General features: G+C 44.5%; 17 protein-coding genes and 8 tRNA genes. 18 read left to right on the forward strand and 7 right to left on the reverse strand.

Annotated elements, in window-relative coordinates; genetic code table 11:
- Positions 1–13 precede the first annotated feature (13 nt).
- Positions 14–90: transfer RNA gene (locus tag L5L97_RS06355), tRNA-Met, on the reverse strand.
- Positions 91–347: 257 nt separating this feature from the next.
- On the opposite strand from L5L97_RS06355, the gene rlmKL reads away from it, so the two are divergent.
- From rlmKL to rmf, 5 genes are all read left to right on the forward strand, one after another.
- Positions 348–2477 (forward strand): bifunctional 23S rRNA (guanine(2069)-N(7))-methyltransferase RlmK/23S rRNA (guanine(2445)-N(2))-methyltransferase RlmL, encoded by a 2130-nt coding sequence (rlmKL, locus tag L5L97_RS06360; protein ID WP_263181473.1) that lies wholly within the window; start codon positions 348–350, stop codon positions 2475–2477.
- The gene (locus L5L97_RS06365; protein WP_113940891.1) at positions 2470–2724 is read left to right on the forward strand and encodes a glutaredoxin family protein; all 255 of its coding nucleotides are present in this window, start codon (positions 2470–2472) and stop codon (positions 2722–2724) included. The genes rlmKL and L5L97_RS06365 overlap by 8 nt, the downstream gene beginning before the upstream one ends.
- 1 nt (position 2725) lies before the next feature.
- Positions 2726–4651 (forward strand): ABC transporter ATP-binding protein, encoded by a 1926-nt coding sequence (locus L5L97_RS06370; protein WP_173497384.1) that lies wholly within the window; start codon positions 2726–2728, stop codon positions 4649–4651.
- Positions 4652–4679: 28 nt separating this feature from the next.
- Positions 4680–6515, forward strand: coding sequence for a DUF3466 family protein (locus tag L5L97_RS06375; protein WP_263181475.1), 1836 nt, complete (start codon positions 4680–4682; stop codon positions 6513–6515).
- A 187-nt stretch (positions 6516–6702) separates the two neighbouring features.
- Positions 6703–6879, forward strand: coding sequence for a ribosome modulation factor (rmf, locus tag L5L97_RS06380; protein WP_006082074.1), 177 nt, complete (start codon positions 6703–6705; stop codon positions 6877–6879).
- 122 nt (positions 6880–7001) lie between these two features.
- Here the strand turns inward: rmf and fabA are convergent, their stop codons facing one another.
- Entirely contained in the window at positions 7002–7517 is a 516-nt protein-coding gene (gene fabA / locus L5L97_RS06385) for a bifunctional 3-hydroxydecanoyl-ACP dehydratase/trans-2-decenoyl-ACP isomerase (RefSeq protein ID WP_028759638.1), read from the reverse strand.
- 74 nt (positions 7518–7591) lie between these two features.
- On the reverse strand, positions 7592–9325 hold the full coding sequence (locus L5L97_RS06390; protein ID WP_263181476.1) for an AAA family ATPase: 1734 nt from the start codon (positions 9323–9325) through the stop codon (positions 7592–7594).
- 221 nt (positions 9326–9546) lie between these two features.
- On the opposite strand from L5L97_RS06390, the gene L5L97_RS06395 reads away from it, so the two are divergent.
- The 11 genes from L5L97_RS06395 (at position 9547) to L5L97_RS06445 (ending at position 17611) form a co-directional block, all read left to right on the forward strand.
- A tRNA-Ser gene (locus L5L97_RS06395) sits at positions 9547–9637 on the forward strand.
- Between the two features lie 452 nt (positions 9638–10089).
- Positions 10090–12087 (forward strand): methyl-accepting chemotaxis protein, encoded by a 1998-nt coding sequence (locus tag L5L97_RS06400; protein ID WP_263181477.1) that lies wholly within the window; start codon positions 10090–10092, stop codon positions 12085–12087.
- A gap of 179 nt (positions 12088–12266) precedes the next feature.
- A tRNA-Ser gene (locus L5L97_RS06405) sits at positions 12267–12357 on the forward strand.
- A gap of 748 nt (positions 12358–13105) precedes the next feature.
- Positions 13106–13196, forward strand: a tRNA-Ser gene (locus tag L5L97_RS06410).
- A gap of 475 nt (positions 13197–13671) precedes the next feature.
- Positions 13672–14316: a UvrY/SirA/GacA family response regulator transcription factor gene (uvrY, locus tag L5L97_RS06415; protein WP_006082070.1), complete on the forward strand. Its 645-nt coding sequence runs from the start codon at positions 13672–13674 to the stop codon at positions 14314–14316.
- 103 nt (positions 14317–14419) lie between these two features.
- Positions 14420–16249 (forward strand): excinuclease ABC subunit UvrC, encoded by a 1830-nt coding sequence (gene uvrC, locus L5L97_RS06420; protein ID WP_263181527.1) that lies wholly within the window; start codon positions 14420–14422, stop codon positions 16247–16249.
- Positions 16250–16296: 47 nt separating this feature from the next.
- Positions 16297–16845: a CDP-diacylglycerol--glycerol-3-phosphate 3-phosphatidyltransferase gene (pgsA, locus tag L5L97_RS06425; RefSeq protein WP_028759642.1), complete on the forward strand. Its 549-nt coding sequence runs from the start codon at positions 16297–16299 to the stop codon at positions 16843–16845.
- A 213-nt stretch (positions 16846–17058) separates the two neighbouring features.
- Positions 17059–17134: transfer RNA gene (locus L5L97_RS06430), tRNA-Gly, on the forward strand.
- Positions 17135–17177: 43 nt separating this feature from the next.
- Positions 17178–17251: transfer RNA gene (locus L5L97_RS06435), tRNA-Cys, on the forward strand.
- A gap of 49 nt (positions 17252–17300) precedes the next feature.
- Positions 17301–17387: transfer RNA gene (locus L5L97_RS06440), tRNA-Leu, on the forward strand.
- A 137-nt stretch (positions 17388–17524) separates the two neighbouring features.
- Positions 17525–17611, forward strand: a tRNA-Leu gene (locus L5L97_RS06445).
- 454 nt (positions 17612–18065) lie between these two features.
- On the opposite strand, the gene L5L97_RS06450 is transcribed toward L5L97_RS06445, so the two are convergent.
- Positions 18066–19649 carry a glucan biosynthesis protein G gene (locus L5L97_RS06450; protein ID WP_263181528.1) on the reverse strand — a complete coding sequence of 528 codons (1584 nt, stop codon included), beginning with the start codon at positions 19647–19649 and terminating at the stop codon, positions 18066–18068.
- 452 nt (positions 19650–20101) lie between these two features.
- Positions 20102–20815, reverse strand: a complete 714-nt coding sequence (gene pepE / locus L5L97_RS06455; protein WP_263181478.1) for a dipeptidase PepE — start codon at positions 20813–20815, stop codon at positions 20102–20104.
- 435 nt (positions 20816–21250) lie between these two features.
- Here pepE and htpX point away from each other — a divergent pair, with 435 nt between their 5' ends.
- Positions 21251–22114, forward strand: coding sequence for a protease HtpX (gene htpX, locus L5L97_RS06460; RefSeq protein ID WP_006082065.1), 864 nt, complete (start codon positions 21251–21253; stop codon positions 22112–22114).
- A gap of 109 nt (positions 22115–22223) precedes the next feature.
- Here htpX and L5L97_RS06465 read toward each other — a convergent pair whose 3' ends face one another.
- Positions 22224–23159 (reverse strand): LysR family transcriptional regulator ArgP, encoded by a 936-nt coding sequence (locus L5L97_RS06465; protein ID WP_263181480.1) that lies wholly within the window; start codon positions 23157–23159, stop codon positions 22224–22226.
- Positions 23160–23284: 125 nt separating this feature from the next.
- On the opposite strand from L5L97_RS06465, the gene L5L97_RS06470 reads away from it, so the two are divergent.
- Positions 23285–23902 carry a LysE/ArgO family amino acid transporter gene (locus L5L97_RS06470; protein ID WP_113940882.1) on the forward strand — a complete coding sequence of 206 codons (618 nt, stop codon included), beginning with the start codon at positions 23285–23287 and terminating at the stop codon, positions 23900–23902.
- Positions 23903–24147: 245 nt separating this feature from the next.
- Here the strand turns inward: L5L97_RS06470 and bcp are convergent, their stop codons facing one another.
- Positions 24148–24615, reverse strand: coding sequence for a thioredoxin-dependent thiol peroxidase (bcp, locus tag L5L97_RS06475; protein WP_113940881.1), 468 nt, complete (start codon positions 24613–24615; stop codon positions 24148–24150).
- Positions 24616–24617 lie beyond the last annotated feature (2 nt).

Below are 24617 nucleotides of genomic sequence, written 5' to 3' on the forward strand. Positions count from 1 at the left end.
TTTTGCATTTAAATGGTTGCGGGAGCAGGATTTGAACCTACGACCTTCGGGTTATGAGCCCGACGAGCTACCATGCTGCTCCATCCCGCGTCCGTCTTCAAAGCGGGGCAGACTATAACGGCAGCGCCTTGGCATTGCAAGGACGAAGATCGAAAAAGGTGGTGAACGCTTAAATATAAAGCGGAGTGGGGGGCTTTCATACAATTTAAACATAAGTTAGGGATTTTTCGTTGATTATCTTAGGTCGAGGACGAGACTAAATGGGGTTTCGACTAATAACTGTTTATCTTTTATGTATTCGAGCAGGTATAATGTCGCTTTGATTTTGACTGCGTACTGATTATCCCATGCTTAATTTTTTTGCCGCCGCCCCTAAGGGCTTTGAATATAGCTTAGCCCAAGAGCTGACAGAATTTGATGCGACTGAAGTAAAAGAGAGTGTTGCTGGTGTGTATTTCACTGCCCCCTTAGCTTTAGCGTATCGGATTACTTTATGGACACGCTTAGCCAGCCGTATCGTGTTGGTTATCTATAAAGGCAGCTGCGAGTCGGCCGAGCAACTTTATAATGCCGCCTATTGTGTTGATTGGCCGGCGCACTTTTCCAATAAAAGCACTTTTAGTATCGATTTTCATGGTACGGGTGGTTTTATCAATAATACCCAGTTCGGCGCACTTAAGATTAAAGACGCGGTTGTGGATAGATTCCGGGACGATGACGTTGAGCGCCCAAATGTGTCACGCGTCGATGCTGACTTTAAAGTTGATGCCCATTTTCGTAATGGCGTAATCACGATTGCGATGAACTTCTCTGGTCCATCATTGCATCAACGTGGCTATCGTTCTACTACTGGTGAAGCGCCACTGAAGGAAAACTTAGCCGCCAACATGTTAGTACGCAGTGGCTGGCAAGCGGCGCCTTCGACCTTGCTCGATCCTTTCTGTGGTAGCGGTACTGTGTTGATCGAAGCGGCTTTAATGGCGGCCGATATTGCGCCTGGTCTGCAGCGTAGCCGTTTTGGGTTTGAACATTGGCGTCGTCATGATAAAGCTGTGTGGCAAGAAATCGTTGAAGAAGCGAAAGCGCGTGCCTCATTAGGCGTGAAACGTTGTGAGATTAAATTCTACGGCTCAGATATCGATTCGCGCTTAGTCGCGTTAGCCAAACGTAACGCCGAAAATGCCGGTGTACTCGAGTTAATTGAGTTTCAAGTTGCAGATGCGTTGACGATAACGCCGCCTGCAGAAAGTGGCTATTTGATCACTAATCCACCTTATGGTGAACGTTTAGGCAATGTGTCTGAGTTATTGCAGCTTTACTATCAGCTAGGCGACAAGTTTAAGAAAGAGTTTGGCGGCTGGAAAGTGGCCATGCTGTGTAGTGATATCGAGCTGGTATCATCACTTAAGCTTAAAGCCGACAAACAGATGAAGATGTTCAACGGTGCCCTAGAATGTGCTTTTAACATTTATACCTTGCATGCGACCAGTACACGTCGTGATACGCCAGTGCTGCCAGACGGCGTCGACATTGCCGATATCGCCCCTGCATTTGCTAACCGCATTAAGAAAAATGCCAAGTTATTAGAGAAGTGGGCCAAGAAAGAAGGCATCGACAGCTATCGTATTTATGATGCCGACATTCCTGAATATAACGTCGCAGTAGATAAATACTTAGATTACGTGATTATTCAAGAATATATGGCGCCAGCAACTATACCTGAAGCCGTAACCAAGCGTCGTTTAAGCGATGTATTGTTAGCACTGCCGTCGGCCATTGGTATCAATCCGAACAAGATGATCATGAAGACCCGTGAGCGTCAAAAGGGCACGAGTCAGTATCAAAAGCTGGATGAGCGTAAGTTAGAGCTTATCACTACCGAATATGGCGCTAAGTTCAAACTGAACTTAACCGGTTATTTGGATACAGGTTTATTCCTCGATCACAGATTGACACGCCGTTTAGTCGGTCAAAAATCTAAGGGACGCCGGGTACTTAACCTGTTCTCTTACACAGGTTCTGCTTCTGTGCATGCGGCGCTCGGTGGGGCTAAATCGGTGACGACGGTGGATATGTCCAATACCTATATTGCTTGGGCGAAGGACAACTTTGCACTCAATGGACTGCAAGGTAAGCAGTATGAGTTTGTTCAATCTGACTGCATGCAGTGGATTAGGGATTGTAATGAACAATACGATCTGATTTTTATCGATCCGCCGACCTTCTCAAATTCTAAGCGTATGGAAGATTCATTCGATGTGCAGAGAGACCATGTGAACTTACTGGCATCCTTAGTGAAACTGCTCAGCCCAACGGGCGAGCTAGTGTTCTCTAATAATAAACGTAAGTTTAAGATGGACATCGAGGCGCTGACAAAGATGAACATTAATGTGAAGAACATTGATGACGTGACTTTGCCTATGGACTACAAACGTAATCCACATATTCATAATACTTGGCTTATCACCCATGCCTGAGTTGACTCAAGCAGAATTAGATAATAGGCATTATCTGCTATATCACACAGAGGGATGTCATCTGTGTGAACTGGCCGCAGCCTTATTGGCAGCGGCTGACATTGGCTATCGGGCCATAGATATTTGTGACGATGAATACCTCGCGCAGCGTTATGGCGTATCGATCCCTGTGCTTAAAGCTTGGGATGGTAGAGAATTACATTGGCCATTTAACGCAACGCAATTACAAGAGTTTACAGGAGCTTAGTTTGAGTCTGGTTCGTATCAATAGTGGCTCTTTAGCCTATGGTTACACTCCGTTGTTACAAAAAGCGGATTTTACTATTCAACGCGGCGAGCGCGTGTGTATTGTTGGCCGTAATGGTGCTGGCAAGTCGAGTTTATTAAAAGTGTTATCTGGTGATGTACTGCTGGATGAAGGCGAATTCAACATCGCTGGTAATGTGACCGTTAGCCGTCTACAACAAGATCCGCCAAAGGCTGAGCAAGGCACGGTATACGCTTATATTGCTGCGGGATTAAAGGAAGTGGGTGAGGCGCTTGAGCGTTATCATCAACTGTCCCACGATGTGGCCCATGCCGATCCAGAGCAAATGGATCGTATGCTAAATGAGATGCAAGGTCTGCAAGAAACCTTAGACCACTATAATGGATGGCAGTTAGATTCTCGCATCCAACAAAACTGCGAGTTGTTAGGTCTCGATCCTGACAAATCCTTGAGCGAGTTATCGGGTGGTTGGCAGCGTAAAGTGGCGTTAGCCAGAGCACTGGTGAGCGAGCCAGATCTGTTGTTACTTGATGAACCGACCAACCATTTAGACATAGACACTATCGAGTGGCTTGAAAAGTTTTTACTAGATTATCAAGGCGCTATCGTCTTTATCAGCCACGATAGGGGCTTTATTGCCCGTATGGCGACGCGGATTGTCGATTTAGACCGTGGTGTGGTGACCTCATGGCCGGGCAACTATCAAATGTATCTTGATGGTAAGCAAGAATGGTTGCGCGTCGAAGCCGAGAAAAATGCCTTGTTTGACAAGCGTCTCGCTGATGAAGAAGTGTGGATCCGTCAAGGCGTTAAAGCTAGACGTACCCGTAACGAAGGTCGAGTTCGCGCACTGAAGGCGCTACGTGAAGAGCGAAGTGAACGTCTGAATCGTCAAGGCAATGCTAAAATGGCAGTATCGGATACTGAACGTTCTGGTAAGTTAGTGTTTGATGTGACCGATCTTAACTTCAATCTGCCCGATAAAAATCTGGTTAAAAACTTTAATACAACGGTTATCCGCGGTGACCGTATTGCGCTGATTGGGCCAAACGGTTGTGGTAAATCAACCTTGATCAAGCTGTTAATCGAGAAGCTGCAACCGCAATCGGGCGAAATTAAAGTCGGTACTAAGCTCGAAATCGCTTATTTCGACCAATATCGTGAAGCGTTAGATCCTGAGCAAACCGTTGAAGATAACGTTGGTGAAGGTAAAAAGACCATCACGATCAATGGTCAAGACCGCCACATTTTAAGTTATTTGCAGGACTTCTTGTTCTCGCCTATGCGTGCCAGAACGCCAGTGAAAGCGCTGTCGGGTGGTGAGAAGAACCGTTTGTTATTGGCTAAGTTATTAATTCGCCCTGCAAACTTAATCATTCTCGATGAGCCAACTAACGATCTTGATATTGAGACCTTAGAATTGCTAGAGTCGTTGCTCACTGAATACCAAGGTACGTTGTTGCTAGTGAGCCATGATAGGGCATTTATCGACAATACTGTGACCAGTAGCTGGTGGTATGCGGGTAATGGCCATTGGAGCGAGTATGTAGGTGGTTATCAAGATGCCGTGAACCAAGGGGCAAAGTTTTATTCTGAGGAACCTAGTTCGCAAAAGGCGGTCGAAGCTCCTGCGGTTGAAACTAAACCCGTTGAAGTTAAAACTGCAGAACCTGTGAAAGCGGTAAAAAAACTGTCGTATAAGCTACAGCGTGAGTTAGAGTCGCTACCTAATGTGATGGAGCAATTGGAGGCAGAAATTCTCGCATTGCAGACCACTATTGGACATTCAGACTTTTATAGTCAGGCGCAGGATAAAGTCAATCAGGTATTGAGTCAGTTGGCTGATAAAGAAAAGCAATTGGAAGTTTGCTTCGAGCGTTGGGAAGAGCTTGAGTCACTGAAGTAAACCAATAATAAAAATGGGAATAGAATTAATGAAGTCAAAGTTGGATAAAGCCCTTTCCTTGGTTGCCTTAGGTGTCCTTGGTGTATTAAACAGTGCCCATGCTGCACCTGTCTATGAAATCGTTAATATCGATAATTATGACCTGCAGGGCACGCTTGAAGGCACTCGTAACGGTTATGCTTTAGGTGTAAATGCTAGTGGTGAATTAGTTGGTATTTCAAAGGGTAAGAAAAAACTCAGCAGTTCAGATGTCGAAGGCGGCGTGATTGATGTTGCCGATGGTATCGCACCGGAAGAAACCATTACGTATTCGATAGATAAAGCCATTATTGCCAATAACTTTGCCTTTATTGCTAAGGAAAATGACGATACATCTAACCCTTGGACCCCCAATTTTGACAGCATTAATGGGACTACACCGCCAAATGATACTGCTGTGATTAACTCTGTTGATACCTTTTATTACGGTATTAATGATGCCGGTATTAAAGTGGGCAGCATGACTGCGCCTGAAAAGAAAACAGAGAACACTGCAACCACTGATGTAGCCGATGATTATTGGTATTACCGAGACTATGAGTTCCGCGGTGTGGTAAAAGTGGGCAGCACTGAAATTCCATTAGTTCCTCCCTACACGCAATTTGTTAATGCTGATAAGACTAAAACCGTAGAGTTAGGTGGATGGTCTGCAGCAACGGCGGTTAATAACAATAACTTAGTAACCGGTTATGCCAGTACTGCCATCAGTAAATATGGTAGTGAGCGTGTTAATTCTTGTTTAAGTACCGATAATACTTTGCCGTTGGATGTATGCGTTCAACGTGAGCAATATCCGAATACGACGGGTACGCGTAATATTCAGTATCAGACCCGTGCCTATGTATGGCAAATTGACAATGATGTTGCTACTGGGACTGAGTTACCTTTGGGGCTGACTCCAGCGACAGATAATACCTTGACCTTTACCGCTCAAGCACTGGGTTTGAATGATAATGGCGTTGTTGTGGGGCGCTCACATGTTTATCGTGGTGGTGACACCAATAATTTGCGTCAAGATGCAGCTTATTGGGCTAAAGATACTGAAGGTAAATACCAATACCATTGGATCCCTATGGGAGATTCAATAGAAGGTTCAATTGCTTATGGCGTTAATGATAATGGTATTGTTGTCGGGAGCTACCGTAGTTACATCCAAGGTTATCGACGCGATAAATTTTTCGTCTTTGATACCAATACACCGGAAGTGGCTTATGTGACCCCGAATGATTTTGGCTCAACAACCACGGATCTTTCAAGTAAGCCAAAAGATATTAACAATAAAGGCCAAGTCGTAGGTTATATAGAAACCACCTATGATAAGGAAAAACCACGTCCTAAGGCGGGTTTCCTGTATGAGAAGTCAACGGGTGAGTTTAGCAATATCAATAAATTGCTGACCTGTGAATCTAAGGGCTATGAAAAGGGCTCTGATGGCAATTGGACCCGTCATAAGGTCGAATTTACGGATGGTACTGGAAAAGTACTGACTTATAACAGTGATATTCTCGTTGTTGAAGCGACCAGCATTAATGAAGATGGCACCATCGTGGGAACTGCCTATATTCGTAAGCCTTCTTTCCAGTTAGACTCTAATGGTAATATTATTGTTGGTGAGAATGGTAAACCACTATTTGAACTGAATGGTAATGGTGATCCAGTGACTGCTTATGTTCTACGTATGGTTGTGCTTAAACCGGCTACCAGTGGTGAAGCTTGTACTGTTGAAGATAGTACCGATACCGGTAATTTTGAGCGTTCTGGTGCGGCAACGTTAGCTTGGTTATTTGCCTTGCCATTGGTGTGGTTCCGTCGTCGAATTCGTTAAGTTTTAAGCTTCAATTCAGACTAAAAAATCGAGGCGAAATGCCTCGATTTTTTTTTCGCTAAGATCTCAATAGTTTAATAAATAGTCAGTATAATAGCCGATTTTTTGATTGATCTTGGCGTCAAAAAGCACTATTTCTATGGGTGAAGCTTTTGCTTCTATTTTATGTAGAACAGAGGACGCTTGCATGAAAAGACAAAAACGAGATCGTTTAGACAGAGCTTTTTCAAAAGGATTCCAAGCTGGGGTTGGTGGACGCTCTAAGGAGCTCTGTCCATATGCAAATCTTGATTCGCGATCGCAGTGGTTAGGCGGTTGGCGTGAAGGTGTGGATGGCCGAGTTAATGGGCTATTTAATAAATAATTGAGTTTTACTCATTAATTAAATAGCCCAGAACAAGCAAAGTAATGCAGCATATTGCCCTCAGATGAGGGCATTTTTATATCTGTAGTACTGATATCTTCAGTGTATTGGAGTAAGACTGATCAGAATGTAGACGTATCGCTAAAGACACCGACTTTAAGATCGGTTGCACTGTAGATTTGACGGCCATCAACTTCAAGGATTGCATCGGCAATACCCATCACCAGTTTACGGTGAATAGTACGCTTGATATTGAGTTTATAAGTGACTTTCTTAGCGCCTGGTAATACTTGACCCGTAAACTTCACTTCACCTACACCCAGAGCACGTCCTTTGCCTTCTGCGCCTTCCCAGCCTAAATAGAAGCCAACGAGTTGCCACATGGCATCAAGCCCTAAACAGCCAGGCATTACCGGGTCGGTAATAAAGTGGCAGTCAAAAAACCATAAGTCTGGATTAATATCGAGTTCAGCGACAATTTCACCTTTGCCAAACTCACCGCCATTATCATTGATAGTAACGATTCTATCTATCATCAGCATGTTATCGACAGGCAGACGAGGTGAGTTTGGACCAAATAATTTCCCATGGCCACAGGCGATGAGTTCTTCTTTATTGAAACTGTTTGCTTTGTTCATTGTTTTACTACTCCAGCAATAAGAGCCGCCAAGATTAGCGAACACGTGTAAGCTAAACAACTCCGATCAGCTAATTAGCGGCGAAAAAATCCCAATTTTGCGAGTAATCTCGTGATTATGCCGATTTCCTCCTCGCCATTTCCTGCGAGCTTGTCTAATCGTTCCTGCACAAGGCCGTATAATGAATCATGTGGAAAATCATTATCTTCATCGGCTACACCCGCAGGCATTTGCATTAATAGCTCAACAGCTTGGTCCATATGCTCGATTGCATAGAGGTGAAATAAGCCTTTGCCTACAGCTGTAATCACTTTGGGATTGAGGTTAAGTTGTAACACGTTCGACTTGGGCATAATAACGCCTTGTTCTCCCGTGAGACCACGACGTTCACATAGATTAAAAAAGCCTTCAATTTTCTCGTTGATGCCACCAATCGCTTGCACATTACCAAATTGATCCAATGCACCAGTTATTGCCAGTGACTGAATAATGGGTTGTTCGGCAATCGCTGACATCAAACAACAGTATTCGGCGAGTGATGCGCTATCACCATCAATTTCTTGATAGGATTGCTCGAAAACGATATTGGCATTTAGGTGTAATGGCGCATCTCGCCCAAAGATACGGTACAAGCATGCAGAAAGGATCATCATTCCTTTGGCATGTATATTGCCACCAAGTTCAGATTTTCTTTCGATATCGGCGACTTCACCATCACCGTAGTGAACAGATGCCGTGATCCGCGCTGGCTCACCATAACTGTAATCGATGGCATCAATGACAGTTAAGCCATTGATCTGACCAACCATAGCACCCGAAGTTGGCAGATTTATGAAGTTGTCATCGAAGCTTTGACCTGAATACTCTTCCGAGCTGTTATGACGATAGTTGGCTTGGGCTAACGCAAGCTCAATACTGCTCGCATTGATACTCGGTTTACCACAATAGGCTTTAGCTTGCACCATCAGTTGGGCAAACTCGAGCATAGACAAACTGAGGCGGCGCTGATGTTCGGTTAACCGTGCACTATAACGAAAAAGTGGCGCTAGGCTTGATTGTTCTAGAGTGACCTCGACACTTTGTGCAACCGCTTGCAACCATGCGACGTATTGTGACTCTGTATAACGGACCAAGTTGATTTCGCTAGCGAGTTCTGCTAGTAGGGTAAAGTGACGTTGAAATTGCCAATCCTCAGTTCTGACTTGGCTATAAATCATTCCTGCACCGATAAGGACAATTTTACAATTGAGCGGGATAGGACTTAAGTTATTGTTAATCTGATATGCTTTATGGGTTAGGATTTGCATCACTAATTCCCATAAACCTTCACGTTTCCACAGTGACTCGGCGCAAATAAATACATAATGACATTCGGCCAGAGCACCAGCTTGATACTGGCTTGTTGTTCCTGTTTGTGCCATACGGCCAATGAGGTCTACACGGCGAATATTACCACTGAGGTAGCGATAGCGAGTCGTTTTTTCGGCAATACTGACCTGATTTTCCTGTGGTTTCTCTGATTGCCACTGAAATGTTGCCGCTTTGTCAGTCGGGTGTGTTGCCACTAAATAAGCTGGAGATAACGGCGCTAGGCTATCAATACAGGCTTGGATCATTAATTGGCGGTCAATGCTCGGGAAATCAGCTAGATACAAGTGCTGATCGACAATAGCTTGGTGGAGTTTAAACGCATCCACAGCACGCTCTTGTCCTAAGAGTAATGCGCTTAGATTGTCAGCCGTTTCAGGAAGGGTTGGCAGGCTAAATCCAGGTGCGAGTGAAGACGTGGGTATCAAGAGTGAATTCATATAAGCATTTACCGTGAAAAGTTGCAGTGATTTTACCATACCAAGACGACAAGTCTCTCACTGTATAGGTGTTTTTACGTCTGTTTACTCGATTATTCGTTGAAACTGGCCATGTATTTGTTGTAAAAAACATCGGGGTGAACATAAGTTGAGCATTTGACTCGATATTTAAAAATTGAGGTTTACAAGTTAGCGGTATACTTATATTATTTCCGGCGTTCGGAGGGGTGGCAGAGTGGTTTAATGCACCGGTCTTGAAAACCGGCGTGGGTTTATAGCCCACCCAGGGTTCAAATCCCTGCTCCTCCGCCATTTTTAGTCAAAAAGCCGCTAAGCAATTAGCGGCTTTTTGCATTCATATCGTTTGAACCCTTGGGTTCCTGATTTGAAGCGCAGCTACTGCGCCATATTCACGGGAAAGGTCATCAGTAATGATGGCTTTTTTGTTTGTGCTATTTCCGCTCTTAGGTTTTGACTCTAATCGTGGCGTCAGTGCCATGCTTTAGGGAAAGACTATCTGTCATGATTGTTCATTGTGTTAACCCTAGATTCTTCATTCTGATATCAGTGACTGCTACTGATTAATGGGCTTTTTTATCCGTGCTTCTCATTTATGGTCTACACTAAGTTTGTGGCCAAGTTAATGGTTTTTATGGTCTTTAAAATTTGCACTAGGATGGTGCGACGTATGATTCTCGACAGTCTTGGACCATACGGCCGAACAATTCTCCCATCTGGGTGACTTATTTTAAGTAGAGAAAGCTATGTTGTTACCTACACGTATTTCGCAGCGGCTCACAATGGGCAGCGTAGTGCTGCTTCTACTGACTGGGCTCGCGGTTTTTGGTGTGATGTCACTTCGAGGGCAGCCTCGAGTGGTGGCGGCGAGTCAAGAGTTAATTGAGCAAACGGGGAGCAGTATCGTAAGGCAACTCGCACTTAAGTTGGCAAGCATTGAGGGGATTACTTTAAGCCTTGCACACCTCGCCGAAGTGCTACCCCATGAGCAAGCTCTATATCTTAACTCCTTACCTAATTTGATTGATAACAATGGCGATCTCACTATCGCTGGGGGCGGGATCTGGCCTGAGCCAGATAAATTCGTCGCTGGGAGTATCCGCCACAGTTTTTTCTGGGCCCGTGGTAGCGATAATCTACTGGCATATTCGGATGACTATAATGCGCCATCTGGCCCTGGGTATCATAATGATCCTTGGTATACGGGCGCGCGGACTAGCTCAGTATCTCAATGTTTATGGTCAGAGGCTTATCAAGATCCGGTTACAAAGGTGGCTATGGTGACATGCAGTGTGCCATATCGTCTCACGGGGACATTTGCAGGGGTCGCAACGATAGATTTAAAACTTGATGATTTAGCCAAATTTTTAACAGAACATGGCAATGTGACTGACGGTTATGCTTTTGCTTTAGACCAAGCGGGTAATATCTTACATTTTCCTGAAACGAATAAGTCCGACACTATGTTGCGTTTTACGGATCTCGTCGGGCAGTTACCTTGGCTCTCCCCCGTTGAAGCTGCACTTAAGCAAACCTCAATCAACAAAGTGGTGTCTGTAAGCTTAAATAAGGATGGAAGACTTAATCAGGCGAGTGAGGTGAGCCTTTTTGTAATGCCTGATACCGGATGGGTGATTGGCCTTGTGACGCCTAAAACGCGAGTTACAGGGCTTGCCCGTGAGCTGACATTTGATATTTTATTGTTTTTATTACCATTACTCGCCATTTTACTTTCTCTGGCTTGGTTATCGGGTAAAAAACTGTTGGCGCAACTTGAGGAAACCACAGATCAAATTGCTTCCCTTGGGGGCGGTAGTTTGGGGGCGAATGTTGAACTGCAAATTCAGCGGGATGATGAGATTGGCGCTTTGCGCCGAGCCGTAAATACCTATGCAGGGACGTTAAGGGCAATGTTAGATCTGATCACTCAAGAAGCGAAGAAAATTCAATTTGAGGCAACGCAATTAAGCGGACTTAGCCGTAAGTTAGCTCAGCGCGCAGAGCAACAGCGGCTGGAGAGTGCACAATTAGCCGCTGCGATAACGCAAATGTCTTCAAGCGCTATGGAAGTTGCGAATAATACCAATGATTGTGCTGCAACTGCGCAATCGTCTTTGATTGTAGTGCGAGAAGGGCAAACTCGTGTTGCAGCCAGCAATATTTCCATCGAGGCATTATCAGGAGAAATAGCCAACGCAACTAAGGTGATATCCCAATTGGCCCAAGACAGCCAAAAGGTGGGCGCTGTATTAGATGTGATTAAGGCTATTTCTGAGCAGACTAATTTGCTCGCTCTCAATGCGGCAATTGAGGCGGCTAGAGCTGGCGATCAGGGTCGTGGTTTTGCAGTCGTTGCTGATGAAGTTCGAACCCTTGCGGGGCGAACTCAAGATTCGGCCAATGAAATTAGTACCATGATTAACGCTTTGCAATCGGCTTCGCGGCTCGCTGTGCAAGCAATGCAAGCTGGGGAGTCCCGCACTGTCCATGCGGTTGCGGAGGCTGAGGGCGCTGCCGATTCTCTATCGAGTACCGTACAAAGTTTCGATGATATTTCACAGCGTGCCCAACAAATCGCGTTAGCTGCTCAGCAGCAAAGCCAAGTCACTCAAGAGATTAATGAGTTGGCAGTGCGAATAAATAGCATTAGTGAAGATAACTCTCTCGATGCAACGGCGCTTGATGTGTTAAGCCTTGAGATGCAGAAACTATCTGACCGTTTAATCAATATTAATCGAGCTTAGTCTTAATTATAGTGTGAAGTGTGCCACCTTAAAATGGCACTTCACCTGACAAGGGGGTCAAAGATAAGTTGAATAACGCGATATTTTTAAGCGGATTGGATGTAGATTGACCATGTAGATTGCTTCTTTAAATTAAGGGTTTACAGCAGAGTAGTTGATAGCTATTATCTCGCTCGTTCGGAGGGGTGGCAGAGTGGTTTAATGCACCGGTCTTGAAAACCGGCGTGGGTTTATAGCCCACCCAGGGTTCAAATCCCTGCTCCTCCGCCATATTTATGAGAAAGGCCATCAGTAATGATGGCCTTTTTTGTTTGTGCAATTTGAACCAAGGTTCCTCATTCTAAGTTCAGCTCCTGCGGCATATTTAGTCAAAATGCTGCTAAGCAATTCGCGGCATTTTGCATTCATATCGTTTGAACCCTTGGGTTCCTGATTTGAAGCGCAGCTCCTCCGCTATATTCACGGAAAAGGCCATCAGTAATGATGGCCTTTTTTGTTTGTGCAATTTGAACCAAGGTTCCTCATTCTAAGTTCAGCTCCTGCGGCATATTTAGTCAAAATGTTGCTAAGCAATTAGTGGCATTTTGCATTCATATCGTTTGAACCCTTGGGTTCCTGATTTGAAGCGCAGCTCCTCCGCTATATTCACGGAAAAGGCCATCAGTAATGATGGCCTTTTTTGTTTGTGTAATTTGAACCAAGGTTCCTCATTCTAAGTTCAGCTCCTCCGCCATATTTAGTCAAAATGCCGCTAAGCAATTAGCGGCATTTTGCATTCATATCGTTTGAACCCTTGGGTTCCTGATTTGAATCGCAGCTTCTGTGCCATATTCACGGGAAAGGCCATCTGCAATGATGGCCTTTCTTGTTTGTGCAATTTTCATTTCAGTTTTCTCATCATAAACCCTTTGTTGTTCACGGCTTTCGATTTAAGTGAATATGAAATAGTCAATCAACGCTATTAACCATAAATTTAAGTTTACAGTGGCGACAGAGATAGCTATTATCTCGCTCGTTCGGAGGGGTGGCAGAGTGGTTTAATGCACCGGTCTTGAAAACCGGCGTGGGTTTATAGCCCACCCAGGGTTCAAATCCCTGCTCCTCCGCCATATTTTACAAAAAAGGCCATGTTTATTCATGGCCTTTTTTGTGCGTGAAATTTGAACTAGGGTTCTTCATTCTAAGCGTAGCTCCTACGCCTTTTTGCATTTAAGCTATTAACCTTAGGTTCCTGATTCTAAGCGTATCTCTTCTGCTATTTTCACGTGAAAGGCTATCAGTAATGATGGCCTTTTTTTTTTTCTTGAACTGAAAAATTGCCTATATTTGCTGGATACTTTGATATCGATTTAACAGGGATTTTAGGCTGGTCATTCTGCGGTTATTGCTTCGTTTTCAAACGCTTTTTATTGGTATGCTATTCTGGAATCCTTCCTTTAAATATCATCTAGTTAACAATGTTGAATTTATGCTTTGCGAAATGGGGTTGTTGGGCTAAATTAGCCCTATGAACTCGTTATCCGTTTGCCATGTTGCTTTTTCTAACACACGGATCGAGCTGTAAATTGTAAAAGGTGGGTTAAGTTGATTTCGATATATTTGGTTGACGATCATGAGCTTGTGAGAACTGGGATCCGCCGCATCTTGGAAGATGAACGTGGGATCAAAGTCGTGGGCGAAGCCCCTGATGGTGAGACTGCGGTGCAGTGGGCTCGCCAAAATGAAGCGGATGTGATCTTAATGGATATGAATATGCCTGGGATGGGCGGATTGGAAGCCACTCGAAAAATTTTACGATATCAACCCCATGCAAAAATTATTGTATTAACTGTACACACGGAAGATCCGTTCCCAAGTAAGGTGATGCAGGCTGGTGCTTCGGGCTATTTAACAAAAGGAGCGACGCCGCCGGAAGTATTGCAAGCGATACGTCAGGTCTCTCGCGGACAACGTTATTTGTCCCCAGAAATTGCCCAACAGATGGCGCTGAGTCAGTTTAATCCTGCCGATGAAAACCCGTTTAAGTCTTTGTCCGAGCGCGAGTTACAGATCATGTTGATGATCACCAATGGCGAGAAGGTTAACGATATTTCTGAGCAACTGAACTTAAGTCCTAAAACCGTTAACAGTTACCGTTATCGTTTATTTGCTAAGCTGGGGATCAGTGGTGATGTCGAACTAACGCGGTTAGCTATTCGCTATAAGATGTTGGATGCTGGCCATTTTTAATGGGAAGTGGATTGCGTTGGTCGATGACTTTAATCTAGCGAGTTCTTGGATTATATGTTCCTATGTTGTTTGTGTTAAGTCTCCAAAACTGTGGGTGTGAATGATGTCTAATGAATTTAACGCCCAAAGTTTCTTACGTACTGTTTCATCCTCCGCTGGGGTTTATCGCATGTATGACGTCAAAAATGACGTCATTTATGTGGGTAAAGCCAAAGATCTTAAAAAACGGCTCACCTCGTATTTTCGTAAAAACCTCGGTAATGTTAAGACCCAAGCCTTAGTTTCACATATTCACCATATTGATGTGACGCTGACCCACAGTGAAACAGATGCTCTGTTGCTTGAGAATGATTACATCAAGCAATACATGCCAAAATACAATGTGTTATTGCGTGATGACAAATCTTATCCTTACATCTTATTAAGCCAGCACGAACACCCAAGGCTCGCCTATCATCGCGGTCCGCAGCGGGAAAAAGGCCACTATTTTGGTCCTTATCCCAATGGCGGCGCCGTGCGTGAAAGCCTGCATTTGATGCAGAAGCTGTTTCCTATTCGTCAATGTGACGATCTTTACTACAAATCGCGCTCACGCCCCTGTTTGCAATATCAACTGTCTCGCTGTAGCGCGCCCTGCGTGGGCAAAGTCAGTAACGCTGATTATGATGAGCAAGTGAAATTAGCCAGCCTGTTTTTAAAGGGGAAAGATCAGCAAGTGATCAGCGCCTTGGTTGATAAAATGGAACTTGCGGCCGAGCAGCAAGCCTATGAACAGGCTGCACGATTTCGCGATCAGATCATGGCGCTGCGTAAAGTTGCCGAGCAACAGGAAGTATCTAATAATAAAGGCGATATGGATGTTATTGGGGTGCATTATGCGTCAGGCATCGCCTGTTTCCACCTGCTATTTATCCGCGAAGGTAAAATTTTTGGCAGTCGTAGTTATTATCCTTCAGTGCCAGCCCAAACTGATATGGATGAGGTGCTACGCTCCTTTATCCTACAGTTTTATTTAAATGCAGATATTCAACGCACTATCCCAAAAGAAGTGGTGATTAGCCATAATTTTGAAGAATTACATGAACTTGAAGCGGCGATTTCAGAGGCGCTAGATAAAAAGTTTTCGATTAAGACCAATGTTCGCGCCGACAGGGCGAGCTTCTTACGTTTAGCCGTGACTAATGCGACGAATGCAGTGGTTACGCGCCTGTCCCATAAGAACACCGTCGAACAGCGTTTTGTGTTACTCGAAGAAATCTTAGAGTTGAGTGGGCCTATCCAGCGGATGGAATGTTTCGATATCAGTCATACCATGGGGGAGAGCACCGTTGCCTCCTGTGTGGTGTTTAATCGAGAAGGGCCGCATAAAGGCGAGTATCGTCGTTATAATATTGACGGTATTACGCCGGGTGATGATTATGCGGCGATGAAGCAAGCGGTGAGCCGACGTTTCGATAAAATTGAAGCGGGCGGCAAAATCCCTGACATTCTGTTTATTGATGGTGGACTAGGGCAGTTGCGTATTGCCCAAAAGATAGTGGATGAAAAGTTTGTTCATTTGGATAAAGCGCCGCAGCTTATTGGGGTGGCGAAAGGTGAGGGCCGTAAACCTGGGCTTGAAACCTTGATCTTAGGGGATACCGAAACTAGCTTTTCCCTCGAAGGGGATTCGCCAGCACTGCACCTTATCCAACATATTCGTGATGAATCCCATCGATTTGCAATCACTGGCCACCGTAACCGTCGCCAGAAAACCCGTAATACTTCAACACTGGAATCTATCCCTGGTATTGGTCCTAAACGTCGTAAAGCTTTGTTACAGCATTTAGGAGGCTTACAGGAAGTGAAAGGGGCAAGTGTGGCGGAATTAGTCAAAGTACCAGGGATCAGCATAGAAATGGCACAAACCATTCATGATGCATTGCGAGGGTGATAAAATTAAGGCAAGATTGGCGCTGCTTTTGACTAACTGGTTTGATCATGCCGTTTAACTTACCTATAGCATTAACTCTTTTCAGGCTTTTTTTACTGCCCATTTTTGTGGTGCTGTTTTATTTACCCTATGACTGGACCCCTTTTGTTGCCGCATTTACCTTTTGGCTCGCGGCGTTAACGGATGCATTAGATGGTTATGCTGCCCGTAAATTGAAACAATTAACTCGTTTTGGCGCTTTTCTTGACCCAGTCGCTGATAAGTTGATGGTGATTACAGCTTTAGTTTTGTTGGTCGATCAATACGCGAATATCTGGCTGACATTGCCCGCCCTGTTTATGATTGGTCGTGAGATTGTCATTTCAGCGTTGAGGGAATGGATGGCTGAAATTGGTAAACGTGGTACTGTCGCCGTTTCTTGGATTGGTAAATATAAGACGGCTGCGCAAATGGTGGCAATTATTGGGCTGATTTGGCAATACAATCCTTTAATGACTAATGCCGCATTTGTACTGTTATATATCGCCGCTGTATTAACGTTTTGGTCAATGATGAGTTACATTTTAGCCGCTTGGAAAGATCTTACTGCTGAATAGTGCAATAAAAAATCAAAGAGATTATTTAGTGTGCAAGCAGTAAGTTATCGATAAAACAGCGGTTGACACTGGGTGGTAAATCGGTAGAATGCCACCCCGTAGACAAGAGGCAATGTGCGAACAAAGTCTTAACGTTACCAAATATTGACGTTTGATATTAGTTAGGTAATAAAGTGAAATGCTTTTTTATCTGAGTGAATAGTAAAACAAGATGCGACATTAGCTCAGTTGGTAGAGCGATACCTTGCCAAGGTATAGGTCATCGGTTCGAACCCGATATGTCGCTCCAATATTTTTGAAGTCTAATTCTATCAACATGAGTTAGCAACTATGGCGCGATGGCAGAATGGCTATGCTGCGGATTGCAAATCCGTCGATCTCGGTTCGACTCCGGGTCGCGCCTCCATAGATTAAAGTATTAATGACACGATTCCCGTTGTTAATATCAAGAGTTTGCCCGAGTGGTGGAATCGGTAGACACAAGGGATTTAAAATCCCTCGCTGGTAACAGCGTGCCAGTTCAAGTCTGGCCTCGGGTACCATTATTTTGATAGTGATGGTAAAAATAAAGTCCGAATATTCAATAGGCTTTATTAAATAGATTTATTAGTGTTAAGCGTTAATGATGTAGAGTTAATAATATTTTTGACATGATTCCCGTCATTAATATTCAGCGTTTGCCCGAGTGGTGGAATCGGTAGACACAAGGGATTTAAAATCCCTCGCTGGTAACAGCGTGCCAGTTCAAGTCTGGCCTCGGGTACCAAAAAAAGAAAAAGCCTCGATATTTATATCGAGGCTTTTTTGCATTTAGATTTCTACTTTTAGTCGGCATTCTTCGTGAGGGTTATAAGGTCAAACTTGACTGACGCACTTAACGTACTGCTTACTTTAGTTCGCAGAGGTCCTTGCGGCGATGCACATCAGGAAAGGCTAATAACCCTAAAATCACACAATAGTGCTATGTTTTAAGCTGATAGTGTCATTTTGAAGTAAGCCTGTAGTTATGCTGGCAGAGAAGTCGAGCGATAAGGTATGGGATTATGTTTGCTGAAAAGCAGGTCGTGAGTTTTTAGCCTTGGCTTGTTCTATTTATGCTAGAGATAAAACCTATAAATAAACCCCTAGGCATAAAAAAGCGCCAGTAAATACTGGCGCTTTTTATTCACTTTACTCGGTCAGTTTATGCTTGTTAGACAGTGATACTAGTGAATATCAGCTTATTGCCAATCATCGCTATTCCAGCGGTACAGCCAAGTCGCTGCAAGTGGTTTATCATCTTTCTTAAGCTGTATTCTCAGTTCGGCTACATTGGTACTTTCTGGTTCGAAGCTGATAAATACTCGAGCGCCATTGATATCTGGGTGGGCGACAATCCGAGACGACAGGATTTTACCTTTGCTGATGCTGGCATCGATGCTAATTTTATCAATATCTTGCGGCTTGATGTTACTGAAATCGATAAGTAATTCTTTGCCTTTTGCTAACACTTGCCCCTTAGTGCTGCGGACAACACGTGCTTTTGACGCCGTAGAAGGGCTGTCGTTTGAGGCCGTTATGCGATAGGAGTATTTATAGGGCTGATCCTTTTTCAGTCCGCCTTGCGGCTCCCAATAGGCAACTATGTTGTCGTTGGTTTCTGCATTAGAGGGAATTTCAAGCAACACCAGTTGGCCTTTGCCCCAATCATTGAGGGGTTCAATCCATGCTGAAGGTCGAAGTTGATAGTTCGCACTCAGATCTTGATAGTCTTCAAATTTACGATGGCGCTGGATAAGACCAAACCCCTTTATATCTTCATCGCCAAAAGCACTGATCTGCAGTTTGTTAGGATTATTTAATGGACGCCATAGGCGCTCGCCATTACCGCGATCGATTTGTAGGCCGTCGGAGTTATGTACTTGTGGGCGGTAATCGGGTTTATCTGAGTTATCGAGTCCGCCAAAGAGGAACATAGAGGTCAGCGGTGCAAGACCCACATGCTGGATATCTTTGCGTGGGAATAAGGTTACATCCACTTCGACACGTGATGGTGCGCCGGGATAAATACCAAAACGATAGGCGCCAGTGACACTTTGGCTATCTAGCAGAGCATGAACCACAATTGCCGTCTGATATTTAGATGGACGCTCGACCCAGAAACGCTTAAACAGGGGATATTCTTCACCTTTTGGCTGAGCGACATCAATCGCTAAACCACGATTAGACAAGCCATAGGTTTGCCCTTTAGAGAGCACGCGAAAATAGCTCGCACCTTGAAACATGATGAATTCATCTTTTATTTCATCATCATTGATAGGGTAATGTAAACGCACACCCGCGTATTGGCCCACCTGAGTGATGAGTTTTTCAATGGTGTCGTTAGGGACATCGAACGAAGCTTCTGTTAGCTCAATTGGAATAGCTTTGCTGTTTTCGACCACGTCGATATCGACAAGGTTTTTATAGAGAAAGCCTGGAGCAAAAAGTTGTACCGAAAATTTGGTCGGTGTTCCGCCCCAAATCGCGGCATTTTCTTGGTAATTGATTTTGCCATAGGTCGCGAAATCGAGATCAACCAGTTCTTTAGGTGCTTTTTTCGCTTCTTTAAATGGCTTTTGCGACAGTTGTTGAGCTAGTTCAATAACTGTGTCTTGGGAGAATTTTTTAGATTTCTTCTCTGGTGCAGGCGTTGGTGTTGTCTCTGCCGCTGCGGCATTGACGTTGTTTATGCCGACGACATAGACGATGGCGGTCAAGATGACAAAAGGTAGTTTTTTGAGTAATGCCGGATAACCGGTAGGGTAATTCATCATAAGATTCATTCGCAAAATGGAAACTCCTTACTAAAATGACGCTGATTCATAGGCACAATGTATGCTTCAGTCTATCTAATCCCTAAATATTAATAACTTGTCTGCTATAAAATCCTCAGTCGTGGGATTCGAGTAGCTGAGGTGAGGGATAATTTTACCTGCGTAGCTAGAGATTTGTAACATAAATTATGCATGGCGCTATTTTAGGTGCCGTTCTCAATACTTTGCGGTGTGATTTTACGATAAGTAATAGCAATTGGTACTGCAGTAAAAACTGTCTTGGCTGAGCTAACACTGTTCTCATTGAATTCAGTGGCGTTTTTACACAAAATTGGCGCAGTTGAATCGAGAGTGTTAATTAAAAGCTTACAATATCAAATGGTTAATCTTAATTATTGCTAATGAGTGATTCAGGCTCACGGTGTTAACTGTGAGCCCATTTAGATATGCTAACGTGGATATTAGGACTTGAGTAAGTGCGATAGGTCACTGCCCACAGGAATTAGGATCTCTTGCTGCTCACCACAGAATAAATACGCAGGTTTGTCACCTAAGAGTGATAGTGTGTCTCCTTGTCGCCACAAAGCTGAGCCTTCAACTATGCCGATCACTGGGGTTAATGGGTCGACTTTAGTGAATTCTAATAACCGTTGGGCACGGGTTTCACCATTGTGGCCCGGTGCTTGGTAATTGGAATAGTGTGGATTGAGCTGGAACGGCACTAAGTTTAATGCGTTGAACGAAGGCGGTTCGATGATCGGCATATCATTAGTGGTGCGAATACTCAGTCCCGATACGTTTGAACCCGCGCTCCAGCCGATATAAGGTTTACCAAGGGCGACTTGCTCACGAATAAGCGCGACCAGATCATAATGATATAGTTGGTGTAACAGGTGAAAGGTGTTACCCCCACCGATTAAAATTCCATCGGCATCTTTTATTGCTTGTTTAGGGTCTGGATGCTGATGAATGCCACTGATATCGAGTTCAAGCTCAGCTAGCCCAGTCACGACAGACGCTAAATAAGTGTCATAACTCATGCTAATCCCTGCATAGGGGATAAAAATCCATTTTTGTGCGTTGGCGGTAAGCGGTTTAATAAAAGGGATCGCGTGGGCAAGATAAGACGTATCACCGACACGAGAGCTGCTCAGTAGTAGGGCGTTGATTGTCATTTTGTATCCTGAAATCTCGGAGTGTATTGGTATGTTAACAAAGATTAATTCCGATAAACATACAGAGTTAAAGCAGAATTGCGCCATAGCACGGCTAGCGGTGGTGTTTTTCAAGATAGTGATCCCCACCAAGATGGAGCGTTCTGGGTATTCTACTTCTGTGTGGCATCAATGCAAAAGTCAGAGATTGATGCGCCTTGAATTAAAGCTCTCAGAACGCGATGAAACTCGTATCTTGAGGTTGCTTGGGCATAAGTTTAAGTTTCGATTAATATACTGTCCCTAGACTCTCGGCCATGAAAGGCAGTGTCTATATACGAGAAAAATAACCTATTTTAAAAACTCTTTTCTTTTACCACTTGAATTTCGATGATTTGGACATATTATGTCTTTGAACAAAGTTAAATGGCCTATTCTTGCCCTAAAGGAGCTGAAATGAAGCGTATATTTCTATTGATTGCGACTAACCTAGCTGTGTTGCTAGTAGCCTCAATTGTGATGTCTATTCTAGGCGTGAACACGTCTACTATGGGTGGACTGCTGGTGTTCGCTGCCATTTTTGGATTCGGTGGGGCCTTTATCAGCTTAGCCATTTCAAAATGGATGGCGAAAAAGACCATGGGTTGTGAAGTCATCACTACCCCACGTGACAGTACCGAACGTTGGTTAGTGGAGACGGTTGCCCGTCAAGCTAAGCAAGCGGGGATTAAAATGCCAGAAGTGGCTATTTATCAATCACCTGACATGAATGCGTTCGCTACTGGTCCAAGTAAAGACAATTCATTAGTGGCTGTGAGTACGGGTCTGTTATATGGTATGAGCCAAGATGAAATTGAAGGCGTATTAGCCCACGAAGTGAGCCACGTTGCTAACGGTGACATGGTGACCTTGACACTGATCCAAGGTGTGGTTAACACGTTCGTGATCTTCGCGGCCCGTGTGGTTGCTGGCATTATCAACAACTTCGTGTCGAGCAATGATGAAGAAGGCGAAGGTTTAGGCATGTTTGCTTACATGGCCGTTGTTTTCGTATTGGATATGTTATTCGGTATCTTGGCTTCAATCATCGTCGCTTACTTCTCACGTATTCGTGAGTACAAAGCCGATGAAGGCGCGGCCCGTTTAGCGGGTAAAGGCAAGATGATTGCTGCGCTTGAGCGTTTACGCCAAGGCCCTGAAAGTACGGCAATGCCTGCACAAATGTCAGCCTTCGGTATTAACGGCAAGCGTTCAATGGCGGAAATGATGATGAGTCATCCTCCATTAGAGAAACGTATTGCTGCGTTAAGAGCGAGCTAATAAAGAGTGAGTTAACTCTTAAATGTCAAATCTGAGTGCTTAAGACTCACTTGATATTAGATTGAAGGCTTTTAACATCGGGCTCAAACTTTGGTTTGAGCCCGATTTTTTATGCCTGCAGCAAATTATGCTGCGCGGTTGCCGCAAGGGCACGGTAAACCAGTGTCGTTTGTTTTGCTTTGATATTCCAATGCTGCCAAAACAGTGGCACACGCATGCGCCGCTCTGGCGTGAGCTCAATCAGTATCCCTTTATCGATTAATGGTTTAGCTTGTAAATGCCCAACGAGTCCATAACCTAAACTCAAGTTAATCGCTTCTAAAAAACTTTCGGAAGAGGGGATAGTATGTTGCCACCATTGCCCTGGCGTCATATTGAAATATTGGGCGAGAAACTTCTCGTGCAGCTTATCTTTGGTGGAGAACACCACTGCTGGCGCCTTTGCTAACTGAGCTTGGTTGATGGCGTTGAATGACGAGGTGTCACTAAATGATGGAGTATCGCTCAGGTCGCCAAAATAGCGCGCCGCAAATTCGGGTGTGGCCACACACAAATATTCCATGGTGCCTAAAAACTCACTGCTGCAACCCGCCATCGGCACTTCGGTTGTGGTGACACATCCGACCGCTTCACCATTTTTCAATAGATGATGGGTGTAAGACTCATCATCGACAATTAATTCCAATAACCAAGCGTGGCGACTGAACATGCCTGCTAGCGCAGGTAAAAACCACGTGGCCAAACTGTCGGCATTCACAGCGATGCGCACTGTGGTTGGATGGTTGGGATCGTCGGCGTCCATCTCGGCTCTTAATTCACTCTCGAGTAATTGTACCTGTGAATAGTGGCGCAACAGGCGCTTACCTGTGGGCGTTGCGACCACAGGATTGGAGCGAATAAGCAGTGACTGACCGACTTTTTCTTCAAGTTGTCGAATGCGCTGTGATACCGCCGACTGGGTGATGTGCAGCACTTTGGCGGCGCGGTCGAAGCCGCCTTCCGAGACCACAACGGCGAGCGCTTTGAGATTGGCGTATTCCAGCATAGTCATCCTCAAATGAGTGTGTTTGGACGGTTATTAATTTTACTTATGATACATAAAAAACATTAGTTATATTAATTTTGTTGTTTTGACTATGCTAGCGGCTTCTTTAAACATGAGAGGTAGTTATGCAAGCGGCATTTATACAGGGTATGGGGATTGGTGGGAGTTTGATTATTGCTGTGGGCGCGCAAAATGCCTTTGTGCTCAAGCAAGGCATTAAGCGCTCGTACACATTACCGATTGCCTTGCTCTGCTCTATCATTGATGCGCTGATGATCACTGCGGGTGTGGCGGGGCTGGGGCATATTATTGAGTCGTTTCCCACTATTAAGCATGTGGCGAGTTTCGGTGGTGCCGCGTTTCTACTCTGGTATGGTGCGAACGCGCTAAAGGCGTCGTTTGTGGCTAAGGGCATTGAGATGGATCAAGCTGATAATGCGGACACATTTAAGAAAGCCGTACTGACGACGCTTGGGATCAGTTTACTTAATCCGCATTTGTATCTTGATACTGTGGTGTTGCTCGGCAGCATTAGCACTCAATTTGATGATTTCGATCGGCCTTGGTTTGGCGCGGGTGCCGTACTGGCATCATTTATTTGGTTTTTTGGCTTAAGTTTTGGTGCGCGTTTGTTAGCGCCCATTTTTACTCGCCCAGCGGCATGGCGTTACCTTGACCGTTTTATTTGGTTAACCATGTGGAGCATTGCCGCTGCGATTATTTGGCCCTATGTGGCAGGATAAACCGACGTTGTGATGCCATAGAATACGGGCATAGCTGAATGCTTTTGCGGTTTTTTTGCTTGGTTAGACCGTATCTTGTGGTATGAAAGTGAAAATTTTTCATGAAAAAGGTCCTGATTTCAGGACCTTTTCGTTATCGATTGCCGATTATTTATTCAGGCTACCAAGTTCAACTGATAAAATTTACACTTTTGTGTCGATTAAAGCAGCAGCTTGAAGCCTTGTATTCGTCGTCATATCTGTCATTAACCCGCGATTTGCGCGAGTACGACTTCATGGTGATCTTTGGTTTTAAACTTATCGAATACGTGGGCGATGGTGCCGTCGGTATTGATAAGGAAGCTTAATCTGTGGATGCCATCATAGGTTTTTCCCATGAATTTCTTTTCACCCCAGACCCCAAAAGCGTCGGCGACACTGTGGTCTTCATCGCTCAGCAAAGTGAAGTTGAGTGCTTGTTTCTCTGCAAATTTAGCCAGTTTAGCCACAGGATCTGGGCTAATGCCAAATACAGTGACATTATGACTATCGAGCTCGGCTTTACTGTCACGTAGGCCGCAGGCTTGAACTGTGCAACCCGGCGTTGATGCTTTCGGGTAAAAATACACTAAAACAGGGCCTTGCTTAAGGCTGTCTGCCAGCGATACTGAGTTGCCATGTTGATCTTGCAGTGTAAAGTGAGGCGCTTTTGCCCCAGCCGTTAAGGTATTCATCT

Origin of the sequence: Shewanella sp. SM71 (genome assembly GCF_025653905.1) — a bacterium.
GTDB classification, from domain to species: domain Bacteria; phylum Pseudomonadota; class Gammaproteobacteria; order Enterobacterales; family Shewanellaceae; genus Shewanella; species Shewanella oncorhynchi.

What these genes read in the sequence shown, in the direction of transcription:
- L5L97_RS06400 (WP_263181477.1), top strand. Translation starts at nt 10,090, where the DNA reads ATGTTGTTACCTACACGTATTTCGCAGCGGCTCACAATGGGCAGCGTA.
- L5L97_RS06450 (WP_263181528.1), bottom strand. Translation starts at nt 19,649, where the DNA reads ATGAATCTTATGATGAATTACCCTACCGGTTATCCGGCATTACTCAAA.
- L5L97_RS06470 (WP_113940882.1), top strand. Translation starts at nt 23,285, where the DNA reads ATGCAAGCGGCATTTATACAGGGTATGGGGATTGGTGGGAGTTTGATT.
- uvrC (WP_263181527.1), top strand. Translation starts at nt 14,420, where the DNA reads ATGTCTAATGAATTTAACGCCCAAAGTTTCTTACGTACTGTTTCATCC.
- bcp (WP_113940881.1), bottom strand. Translation starts at nt 24,615, where the DNA reads ATGAATACCTTAACGGCTGGGGCAAAAGCGCCTCACTTTACACTGCAA.
- rlmKL (WP_263181473.1), top strand. Translation starts at nt 348, where the DNA reads ATGCTTAATTTTTTTGCCGCCGCCCCTAAGGGCTTTGAATATAGCTTA.
- pgsA (WP_028759642.1), top strand. Translation starts at nt 16,297, where the DNA reads ATGCCGTTTAACTTACCTATAGCATTAACTCTTTTCAGGCTTTTTTTA.
- L5L97_RS06365 (WP_113940891.1), top strand. Translation starts at nt 2,470, where the DNA reads ATGCCTGAGTTGACTCAAGCAGAATTAGATAATAGGCATTATCTGCTA.
- rmf (WP_006082074.1), top strand. Translation starts at nt 6,703, where the DNA reads ATGAAAAGACAAAAACGAGATCGTTTAGACAGAGCTTTTTCAAAAGGA.
- fabA (WP_028759638.1), bottom strand. Translation starts at nt 7,517, where the DNA reads ATGAACAAAGCAAACAGTTTCAATAAAGAAGAACTCATCGCCTGTGGC.
- L5L97_RS06465 (WP_263181480.1), bottom strand. Translation starts at nt 23,159, where the DNA reads ATGCTGGAATACGCCAATCTCAAAGCGCTCGCCGTTGTGGTCTCGGAA.
- L5L97_RS06375 (WP_263181475.1), top strand. Translation starts at nt 4,680, where the DNA reads ATGAAGTCAAAGTTGGATAAAGCCCTTTCCTTGGTTGCCTTAGGTGTC.
- pepE (WP_263181478.1), bottom strand. Translation starts at nt 20,815, where the DNA reads ATGACAATCAACGCCCTACTACTGAGCAGCTCTCGTGTCGGTGATACG.
- L5L97_RS06390 (WP_263181476.1), bottom strand. Translation starts at nt 9,325, where the DNA reads ATGAATTCACTCTTGATACCCACGTCTTCACTCGCACCTGGATTTAGC.
- htpX (WP_006082065.1), top strand. Translation starts at nt 21,251, where the DNA reads ATGAAGCGTATATTTCTATTGATTGCGACTAACCTAGCTGTGTTGCTA.